Annotated in this window: 10 protein-coding genes; 3 read left to right on the plus strand and 7 right to left on the minus strand. The window is 70.5% G+C overall.

Translation table 11 applies throughout. From position 1 onward, the window contains the following. Positions 1 to 204: 204 nt before the first annotated feature. Together ACWER9_RS07995 and ACWER9_RS08000 are read left to right on the plus strand one after the other, a co-directional pair. A complete protein-coding gene (locus ACWER9_RS07995) occupies positions 205 to 351 on the plus strand; it encodes a hypothetical protein (RefSeq protein WP_452301095.1) in 147 nt (48 codons plus the stop codon). Then, positions 351 to 1,592 (plus strand): YeiH family protein, encoded by a 1,242-nt coding sequence (locus tag ACWER9_RS08000; protein WP_452301096.1) that lies wholly within the window; start codon positions 351 to 353, stop codon positions 1,590 to 1,592. The genes ACWER9_RS07995 and ACWER9_RS08000 overlap by 1 nt, the downstream gene beginning before the upstream one ends. Positions 1,593 to 1,658: 66 nt before the next feature. Here the strand turns inward: ACWER9_RS08000 and ACWER9_RS08005 are convergent, their stop codons facing one another. The 6 genes from ACWER9_RS08005 to ACWER9_RS08030 all read right to left on the minus strand — a co-directional run bounded on the left by ACWER9_RS08005 (position 1,659) and on the right by ACWER9_RS08030 (position 7,529). Beyond that, positions 1,659 to 3,134: an acyltransferase family protein gene (locus tag ACWER9_RS08005; RefSeq protein WP_452301097.1), complete on the minus strand. Its 1,476-nt coding sequence runs from the start codon at positions 3,132 to 3,134 to the stop codon at positions 1,659 to 1,661. A gap of 128 nt (positions 3,135 to 3,262) precedes the next feature. Next, positions 3,263 to 4,423 carry a non-hydrolyzing UDP-N-acetylglucosamine 2-epimerase gene (wecB, locus tag ACWER9_RS08010; protein ID WP_452301098.1) on the minus strand — a complete coding sequence of 387 codons (1,161 nt, stop codon included), beginning with the start codon at positions 4,421 to 4,423 and terminating at the stop codon, positions 3,263 to 3,265. A gap of 7 nt (positions 4,424 to 4,430) precedes the next feature. Then, on the minus strand, positions 4,431 to 5,294 hold the full coding sequence (locus tag ACWER9_RS08015) for a choice-of-anchor P family protein (protein ID WP_452301099.1): 864 nt from the start codon (positions 5,292 to 5,294) through the stop codon (positions 4,431 to 4,433). A 6-nt stretch (positions 5,295 to 5,300) separates the two neighbouring features. Further along, entirely contained in the window at positions 5,301 to 6,851 is a 1,551-nt protein-coding gene (locus ACWER9_RS08020) for a glycosyltransferase (protein ID WP_452301100.1), read from the minus strand. After that, entirely contained in the window at positions 6,841 to 7,383 is a 543-nt protein-coding gene (locus ACWER9_RS08025; protein ID WP_452301101.1) for a hypothetical protein, read from the minus strand. The genes ACWER9_RS08020 and ACWER9_RS08025 overlap by 11 nt, the downstream gene beginning before the upstream one ends. Next, positions 7,380 to 7,529, minus strand: coding sequence for a hypothetical protein (locus ACWER9_RS08030; RefSeq protein WP_278146409.1), 150 nt, complete (start codon positions 7,527 to 7,529; stop codon positions 7,380 to 7,382). The genes ACWER9_RS08025 and ACWER9_RS08030 overlap by 4 nt, the downstream gene beginning before the upstream one ends. Before the next feature lie 176 nt (positions 7,530 to 7,705). On the opposite strand from ACWER9_RS08030, the gene ACWER9_RS08035 reads away from it, so the two are divergent. Further along, positions 7,706 to 8,752 (plus strand): LCP family protein, encoded by a 1,047-nt coding sequence (locus ACWER9_RS08035; protein ID WP_452301102.1) that lies wholly within the window; start codon positions 7,706 to 7,708, stop codon positions 8,750 to 8,752. 73 nt (positions 8,753 to 8,825) lie between these two features. On the opposite strand, the gene ACWER9_RS08040 is transcribed toward ACWER9_RS08035, so the two are convergent. Further along, positions 8,826 to 9,689: a TylF/MycF family methyltransferase gene (locus ACWER9_RS08040; RefSeq protein ID WP_452301103.1), complete on the minus strand. Its 864-nt coding sequence runs from the start codon at positions 9,687 to 9,689 to the stop codon at positions 8,826 to 8,828. Positions 9,690 to 9,750 lie beyond the last annotated feature (61 nt).

Consider the following 9,750-nt stretch of genomic DNA (forward strand, 5'->3'; position numbering starts at 1 on the left):
ACCTGATGCGGACCGCCAGCGAGCTCTGTCCGGGCGCACCGGGCACCGACTGAGCGCCGCAGCACCGCACTCCTTCTCCGGCCACGCCGCCGGCTCGCGTATCGACCCGTGACCCCCGCGCACCAACGCGGCTCCGCACGGTCGCCACCGCACGTCCGACCGATCCGGCACGGCCGGATCGGTTCGCAACCATGGAGGTACGCCATGACATCCGACCAGTCACCGTCCACCCCACCGACGGCCGGCGACACCCGGCTCGCGTTCAACGAGGACTGGGTGGCGACCATCCTCGGCCTGGCTCTGCTTGCCCTGGTCCTGCTCGGTGCCATCCCCGCCGGGCTGGTGCCCTGATGACCGCCGACGCGACCCGCACGGGCAGCGAGCCCGGCGCGACCGACGCCACCCGCGTCGACGACGTCACCCGCGTCGAGAACGAGACCCGCGTCGACGGCGCACCCGCCGACGGCGAGACCAGCACCTCGTCGAGCACCACCGAGCCGACCACGGTGGCGCGTGACGGCACCTTCTGGGCGTGGACGGCGCTCGGCCTGCTGGTCGTGCTCGGTCTCGCCGCCCTCACCCGCTACCTGGAGCAGAACGTCCCGGCCTGGGCCGAGGGTACGGCCGTCGAGGACATCGGAGCGGCGATCGAGTACCCGGTCTACGCGATCCTGCTCGGCCTGCTCGGCAACGTCGCCGTCACACTGCTCGGGTGGCGGGACCGGATCGCCGCCGCGTTCCGGACCGAGTTCTTCATCAAGACCGGCCTGGTGCTGCTCGGCGCGTCGATCAACCTGGCCGTCATCGCCAGCGCCGCCGGTCCGGCGATCGCCCAGGCGATCCTGCTGATCAGCGGGGTCTTCCTGTTCACCTGGTGGCTGGCCGGCAGGTTCGGCCTCGACGACAAGCTGCGGGCGCTGCTCGCGTCGGCGGTGTCGATCTGCGGGGTCAGCGCGGCGATCGCCGCAGCCGGCGCGGTGCGGGCACGTCGGGAGCAGTTGGCCTACACGGCGAGTCTGGTCATCGTCTTTGCGCTGCCGTCCATCTTCGTCCTGCCCTGGTTGGCCGACGTGTTCGGGCTCTCCGACGCGGTAGCCGGCGCCTGGATCGGTGGCAACATCGACACCACCGCCGCGGTCACCGCCGCGGGAGCGCTCGCTGGTGAGGAGGCGCTGCAGATCGCCAGCATCGTCAAGGTCACCCAGAACGCCCTGATGGGTGTGGTCGCGGTCGCGCTCACCGCGTACTTCACCCTGCGGGTGGAACGACGGCCCGGCGCGGCCCGACCGGGGCTCGGCGAGCTGTGGACGCGGTTCCCGAAGTTCGTCCTCGGCTTCATCGCGGCCTCGGTCATCGCCACCTGGTACCTCGACGCGGCAGGTGCGGACGGCAAGGCCACCATCGCCATCGTCAACGACCTGCGCGTGTGGTTCCTGATCCTGGCCTTCGTCAGCATCGGTCTGGAGGTCCGGGTCGCGTCGCTGCGGGAGGCGGGTTGGCGGCCGGTGGCGGTGTTCGCGAGTGCCACGGTGTTCAACCTGGCGTTGGCGCTCGCCCTGGCGTCCCTGCTGTTCCGCAACTTCTCGGCCTGAGTCGGCGGGGCCGTCCGGGCCGACGGTGGTGGGGCCGGAGCCACGCTGGCTCCGGCCCCGTCGCACTCAGCGGGGTGGTGTCGTCGAGGTGGTCGGTGCGCGGTGCGACCGACCCGCTCGAATGTGCGAGGTGGGTGTCTGCACCGGGTCGAACGGAAGGTCCCTCCTGGTCCGCTTCGGCACCGCCAGGAACGACGCCGCCGTCCCGGTGGGCCGCTTGGCGCGGCGCGGCTTGGCTGCCGTGGCCAGGATGTCCTTCGTGGACCGGCTGTGCCGGGCGCCGGCCTTGTGCCGACCGGTGCCGGTACGCGTCTCGGCTCCCGCCACGCTCACCGGACCAGGGGTCGGCAGGGGCCGCAGGCTGGGGGTGCGGCCCGCGCGCCGGTGCCGGGCGCGGCCGCTGCCGGTCTTGAACCCGAGGGCGGGACGTTCCACCAGGTGCCAGGAGAGGACGGCGAACAGGAGGGCGCCGAGCAGGCTCAGCACGATGTAGCCGACCATTCCGAACCGGGCTCCGCCGAACAGGGCGATCATCTGCTGGACCGGGAAGCCGTAGATGTAGATGCCGTACGTGTAGTCGTGCCGGCGGCTGATGCCGGACAGCCGCTTCGGTAGCGCGACGGCCGCGAAGAGCACCAGATAGGCGAACGCGGGCAGACCCACCGCGAAGAAGCCGCCCAACCAGAGTGAGCCGACCAGTGCGACGCCGGCCAGCACGGCCAGGTCCCTGTTCATCGGGACCCGGTGGGCGTACAGGCGGGCGGCGGCACCGAGCAGGAACAGGAAGCCGAGCATCAGCGTCCAGTCGGCGGCGAAGGCGCCGAGCAGCGGGAACGGCCCGATCGCACCGTGCTGTGGTGGGCGGGAGCTCCAGGTCGGTGCCGTGAAGAAGTCCCGCAGGATCAGGGCGTAACAGACGGCGGTCAGGACGAGCACGGCACGCGGTGCGCGGTGCAGCACCGAGGTGACCACCAGGATGCCGACGATGCCGTAGAACGCCAGGTCGTAGCGGAGAGTCCACAGTGATCCGTCGAACGCGCTCGGTCCGCCGACGATCAGGCCGTACGGTGTCTCGGCCAGCAGTCCGGAGATGGGGAACTGCTCCATCGAGGCGAGGATGTTCGTGGTGACGTAGGCGAAGGGTCCCTCCGGGTGCCCCCAGAACCCGTCCAGGTTGCCGTTCTCATGGAGCGCGGCAAGCGGCGCGAAGACGAACGCGGTGACCAGCAGGCAGACCCACAGCCCCGGGAACACCCGCAGCAGGCGGGCGCGGACGTACTGGTGCAGCGTGGAGCGCAGGGCGCTGTCGGTGATGAGGAATCCGGAGATCAGGAAGAATCCGTACAGGCACAGGGTGCCGAGGTCGCTCTGCCGGCCGAACGTACCGGCCCCGAGGTTGTGCTGGCCGAAGCCGAGCGGGCCGGCGTGCGCGATGATCACGCCACACGCCATCGCCAGGCGCAGGACGCCGAAGGCGTTGTGCTGGGCGGAGTACCGGCCCTGCAGCGTCGCGGAACGCTGCTCGTTCACCTTCGCCTGCACCTGACGACTCCTCTGATCACTGAGCTGGTCGGAACGACGGATCGGAGCGCCGCCGATCGATGTGCCAATTATCAGTGGGCAAAGGAGGTCTGTCCGGATTTTTGGATGATTGTCCAGATCAGCCGACGTCAGGTGACGGCAGCGGCGGTGCGGCGTCGCTGCTCGACCCGACGGGCCGGTACGTTCAGCAGCCCTGCCACGGCGACCACGGAGCGGTCACTCGCCCGACCGTCGCCGAACGGCGAGCCGACGACGGGTTCCCGCCCGGTGGCGAGGTGGCGGAGCCCGGCCGCCAGCAGCCGATCGGGGTCGGTGCCCACCAACTCGCCGCGGCCCGGGGTCAACGCCTCCGGACGTTCGGTGGTGTCCCTGGTGACCACCAGCGGCACCCCCAGGGTGGCGGCCTCCTCCTGGAGCCCGCCCGAGTCGGTCACGACCAGGTCCGCCGCCCGCAGCAGCCCGACCATCTGCGGATAGGGCAGTGGTGGCGTGACCCGGGCATTGCCGATGCCCGACAGGCCCGCGGTGACCTCCGCGCTGAGCTGCGGATTGGGATGGGAGACCAGCACGATCTGGACGTCCGGGCACTGCCGTGCCAGGCGGCGCAGCCCGTCCATTGTGGCGGCCACACCGTGACCCCAGTTCTCCCGGCGGTGCACCGTGGCCACCACCAGCTTGCGGGCCGGGTCGACCCAATCCGGTGCCTGCGCCGCGCCGCGCGCGACGAGATCCTGGAGGGCGTCCACGACGGTGTTGCCGGTCACCACGATCGCACTGGAGCTGATGCCCTCATCGATGAGGTTCGCCCTGGCCGCCTGGGTCGGTGCCAGGTGCAGCGCGGCGATCCGGGCGAGCATGGCCCGGTTCGCCTCCTCCGGGAACGGCCGGTCCAGGTCGTTGGTCCGCAGGCCGGCTTCCAGGTGGACGACCGGGACGTGCCGCCAGAACGCGGCCGTGCCGCCGGCCAGGGCGGTCGTGGTGTCCCCCTGCACCACGACCGCCGCTGGACGGTGGTGTGTGAGCAGCCCGTCGATTCCCGTGATCAGTGCCGCCGCCAGTTCGGCAAGCGAGCCGCTACGCCGTTGCGGGCGCATGCTTACCTCCGGGCGGAGACCGAACGGGGCGAGTGCCTCGGCGACGCGTCCCGGCTGTTGACCGGTATCCGCCACCCGTACCGTGAACCTCGGATCGTCGAGGAGACGGCGGATCAGAGGCGCGGTCTTCACTCCTTCCGGCCTGGTGCCGGCCAGGATCAGGACCTCTCGCGGTGTCGAACTGCTCGCACGCATGTCGGGTTCAGCTCCGGGCTGCCGCGCGGCGACGCCGGTAGAGCGAGAACCCGCCGGTGGTGCCGGCCACCAGTGCGCCGATACCGAGCGCCAGCGGTGCCCCGGCGAGCGGGATCACCGGGATGGGCGGCGCGACGGCGTTGGCGCCGCAGCTCGACGTGCCGATGGTCACGCCCGCAAGTGCCCCACCGAGCGCGGTGAGGTTCAGCGCCGTGACGGTGAGCTGCCCCACGCCCGAGCTGGACTGGCCGTTGAGGGTCAGATCGATCAGCCCCGGGATGCTCAGCCCGGTGTTCGGTGCCGGGTTGATCGGCAGGTTGAGCAGTGTCGTCTCGATGCCCAGGAGCGTCGAGACGATCCGGGCGTTGGCCAGGGTCGCGGTGCCGGTCGCCGAGGGGCTGCTGGTGGCGGTGCACGACGAGTAGATGGCGTCGGCGACGAGTGAGATCGTGGCGAGACCGCTGGTTCCGAGGGTCAGCGTCACCGCCGCGCCGGGCGTGACGAGGCACGACCCGCCGGGACCGATGGTGATCGAGCCGCCCGTGCCGAGCACACCGGCGCAGGCCGCCGACGTGCCGTCGTTGAACGCGCGGACGTTCTGGGCCAGTACCCCGGCGGTGATGACGGTCTGCGCGCCGAGCACGGCCAGCGGCGGGTTCTGGTTACCGGAGATCGACTCGGTGGTGCCGTCGTTTGTTGCCGACGCCGTGCCGGAGCTGGCGAGGCCACCACCGAGCAGGCTGATCTGTAGCGCCGAGGCGGAGGACTGGGAGGTGTCGGCCATCGCCGGAGAGGCCGCCAGGACGACCATGGCGAGACCACCGGCCAGCACCGCGGCGGTGCGGGCGAGGCCGGATCTAACTCGTGGCATAGATGTCTACTTTCTGGTGTGGGCGATTGTGGGGCGGTCTGTGGTGGGGGCGGTGAGGTGGGTGAGGTGACTGAGGTGCCGGGGCGGTCGGATCGACCGTGGCCCGTCGCTGCGCCCGGACCGGCGTACCGGTTGGGCCCGGCGCGGCTGGGCCGGCACGGCGGCGCGCCCCACGGCCGTCAGACCGACGGACACGCGGCCCACCGCCCGGGCGGGAGCGGGCTGCGGATCGGCGGCACGGGCGGTCTTCTGCCAGTCCGTGCGGGCCGTCACCATGCGAGCGAAGGCCAGCCAGACCGCAAGTGACTGGGCGTAGCTGTAGAGCCAGTGGCAGACGCCGAGCAGCAGGGCCTTGGGCACCGACAGCTGCGGCTCGCACCGGATCCGGTAGACGATGCCCCACAGGGCGAAGGGTCCGATGCCGAAGACGAGCACCAGCGGGGGTACGCCCCAGCCGCCGCTGCTCCACCAGCCGCGCAGGCCACCCATGGTGTTGTCGATGTAGTAGGACATCACCACCAGGCAGGCGATGTAGATCGGTGTGCCGAGCAGTTGCGTCCACGGTGCGGCCAGGAAGTGGGCGATCTCCAGGGTGGCCGAGTTGCGGATTCGCGGTGAGCGCAGCACTCTGCCGAGGTAGCGGCCACACTGCATCGACCCCTGGGCCCAGCGGGTGCGCTGCCGTACCAGCGGGCGGACGCGGGTCAGCGCCTCCTGGGCCACCCAGCTCTCCGGGCAGTACTCGGTGCGGCCGCCGGCCAGCAGGATGTGCAGGCCCAGCTCGAAGTCCTCCAGGAGAGCGCCGTGCCACGGGGTGCCGTGCTGGTCGGCGATCTCGTTGAGCAACGACAGTCGGGTGAACTGCCCGTTGCCGCCCATCGCCACGCTGCCGGTGCGTCGTCGCAGCGACTGCATGGCGGCGATCGGTGCGCGGAACTCCATGTCCTGGAGCCGGATCAGCAGCCGTCCCCAGCTGCTGACCTCTGTCGGCTGCGCGTACCGGCGGGGCGCGCACTGGAGCATCCGCACCTCCACCTGTACCGCGCCGACCTCGGCCGCGCCGAAGTACTGGCGGCCGGAGAGGGCGACGGGACCCTGCGGGTCGAGTCGGCTGTCCGCGTCCAGCACGCCGACGATCACCCGGGTCCGGTCCACGTTGGCGGGCAACGACTGCTCGATGCGTCGCCAGGCCGCGTTGAGCGCGGCACCCTTGCCCTGCCGCGCGTCGGGCAGCTGTCGTTTGACGACGTGCACCCGCGGCTGGTCGGCGAAGGCCGCCAGCTCGGTAAGCGTGCCGTCGTCGGACGCGTCGTCGACGCACCAGACGGTCGCCTGCGGGAAGTCGCACAGCAGTCGCCGCACGGTGTCGCCGATGACCGACGCCTCGTTACGGCACGGCACGATGATGTGCCAGTCGAAGCTGTCCGGGCTGCCGCCCCGACTACGCCCGCTCTTCAGGTGGAACACCAGGATGCTCAGCACGTACGCGCAGAAGCTGACGCACAGCAGGAACGCCGCCGTGTTGAGCAGGGCGAGCGACTGGGTCTCAGTGGACACTTGCGGCCGCCCCGGAGATCCGCTTGGTCCGGCTGACCAGGACCACGAAGAGGATCGTGACGGCGATCAGACCGGCGGTCGTGATCACCGAGCCGATCAGCACGTGACTGCGTTCGTAGCCGAGCTTGAAGCCCCAGGTCTGCATGGAGACCACCACCGCGCCGAGTCGGATCTGGTTCACCGTGACCAGCAGCACGACGGCGAGCGCCAGGGCGTTGAGCCCACGCGTCAGTGAGATGCGGCGGAACCCGATCAGCGTCGACGCGAGCACGATCGGCGGGATCAGCAACATCGCGACCGAGCAGCCGCTGGAGACCATGAACCCGACCCAGCGCTCGTCCAGTGGGAAGATCACGGCTGCGCCGATGGACTTGCTGTCCGCCAACCCGACGGCGTTCACCAGGTGGGCGTTCAGCCAGGCCTCGGCGCTGGCGATGTCGTGCCACCGCCACAGCGTGGCGAGCGCGATGGCGACTCCGATCAGGCCGCCAGCGGTGGCGCGCAGCCAGGGCCCGCGTCGGGGACCCGTCATCGCTCGCGGCCCAGCATGGCGACGAGCCACAGTGCCAGACCCAGCACGACCAGCCCGACGCCGACCAGCAGCCAGGACTGAATGGCGACCCCGGTGGCGGCGAGGCCACCGCCGATGTGTGGCCCCTTGGTGGGTACTCCGTACATGCCAACTCCCTCGTCAACTCGAAGGCCAGAATCGCACCGGAGAATCGGGCAAAGAGGATAAAGCGGCATAGAGACCCTAAAGAGTGATTAAATACGTCACGAGTGGGGCGAGATGGCTGCATCCCTTGCCCCGCAACAGGTTCAGCGCCCCGAGAGTTCGTGCAGAGGTGGTCAAGATGGTGACCGATATCCCCGGCCGCACAGCCATGCCGGCGCCGTCGCGGTGGCGGGCGATGGCGGGCTGGAAGAAGGCGGGCCTCGCCCTGCTGCTGATGGTCGGGCTGCTCTGCGCGGGCCTGGTCACCGCCGGCTTCGGCCTCAAGCACCGCTACGAGAGCAGGGTGCAGCGCGAGGACATCCTGGGTCAGGGAACCCACGACGAGCGCCGGTGGGAGTCGGGACCGCTCAACCTCCTGCTGCTCGGGTCGGACTCCCGCGACGGCGAGCCGGACCAGAACCTCTACCCGGGGCAGCGGTCGGACACCATCATGCTGGTGCACGTCGACGCCGCCAGGGAGGCGGCAAGCGTCGTCTCCATCCCACGGGACAGTTACGTCGACGTGCCCGCAGCCGGGCAGAACTGGGCCGGCGGACCAAACAAGATCAATGCCGCGTTCGCCTTCGGCGGGGCCGCACTTGCCGCCGAGACGGTCGCCAAGCTCACCGGGCTGCCGCTCGACGGTGTGCTGGTGGCCAACTTCGCCGCCGTCCGCAAGCTCGTGGACGCGGTGGAGGGCATCACCGTCTGCCTGCCGTACACCGTCACGTCCTCGGACACCGGCGTCACCTGGCCCGCCGGGTGCCACGACCTGGACGGCAAGGCGGCCGACGACCTGATGCGGCAGCGGCACGGCGTGCCCGGCGGCGACTTCGGCCGCATCCACGACCAGCAGCTCGTGGTACGCGCGCTGGCCGAGCGGGTCACCGCGACGAGTCTGCTCACCAGCCCGACCCGGCTCGACCGGGTGCTCACCACGGCGGCCGAGTCGCTGATCATCGACCGGGACCTGAACCTCACCGACCTCGCTCTCGCGCTGCGCAAGGTCAAGCCGGAGACGGTCCAGTTCGTCACCGTCCCGTTCAGCGACGCGAACCTGCAGACCCCGGCCGGGTCGGCGGTGCGGCTGGACGAGGTCCGGGCCTCGGCGCTCTTCACCGCTCTGCGCGAGGACCGGGTGGCACAGTGGCTCGCCGCGAACCCGCAGACACCGCCGGCCAACTGAGCCGACCAACGAAACGACGACGGCGGGTGGGAGATCCTCGGATCTCCCACCCGCCGTCTCCGTCGACGCGGGTCTAGCGCGACCGCCGCCAGTAGCGGCACGTCCAGTCCACCTGGTGCAACTCGTCGACGATGCCGTGCTCGGCGCGGAAGTCGTCGACGGCCTGCTTGCAGCCGCGTACCGCGTGGTAGTCGTCGATGATCACGTAGCCCCCGACGGAGAGCTTCGGGTAGAGCGAGCGAAGCGCCACCATCGTCGAGTCGTAGAGGTCCCCGTCCAGACGCATCACCGAGATCCGCTCCACCGGCGCGGTCGGCAGGGTGTCCGAGAACCACCCCTTGAGGAACCGGACCTGATCGTCGAGCAGTCCGTACCGCTCGAAGTTCGCCTTCACCTGCTCCAGCGACACGGCCAGGAACGGCACCTGCCAGAGCGCGTCCTCGACGTCCTCGACCCGGTGCGGAGCCGGCTTCGGCAGGCCGCGGAACGAGTCCGCGACCCACACCGCGCGGTCCCGGTCGCCGTAGGCGCGCAGCATCCCGCGCATGAAGATGACCGCCCCGCCCCGCCACACGCCGGTCTCGATCAGGTCACCGGGCACACCCCGCTCCAGCACGTCCTTGACGCACCGCTCCAGGTTGTCCAACCGACGCAGCCCGATCATGGTCTCCGCCTCCGGCGGCCAGTCCCGGCCGGTGGCCCGCGCCTCCGCGTCGAAGGGGAACTGGAGCACCAACTCCAGACCCTTCCGTTGCAGCAGGTGCCGACCGCGTTGCAGGATCTTGCCGTGCAGGGACCCCTGGCGGGGCTGGTAGGGCATCCACGTCTCACGGAAGACGTACCGGGTCAAGGCCTTCTTCAGCAGGTCGCAGTAGAGGGCGCGGGGGTCGTCAAGCGACGGTTCGGTCGCCTGTGTCGGTACCAACATCTCACTCATCGGTTGATCTCCTTGTCGGTGTCTCGTGCGGTCGGCTCGGCGGATGGCGGGCGTTGCTCCG

The organism is Micromonospora sp. NPDC003944, from assembly GCF_053605225.1.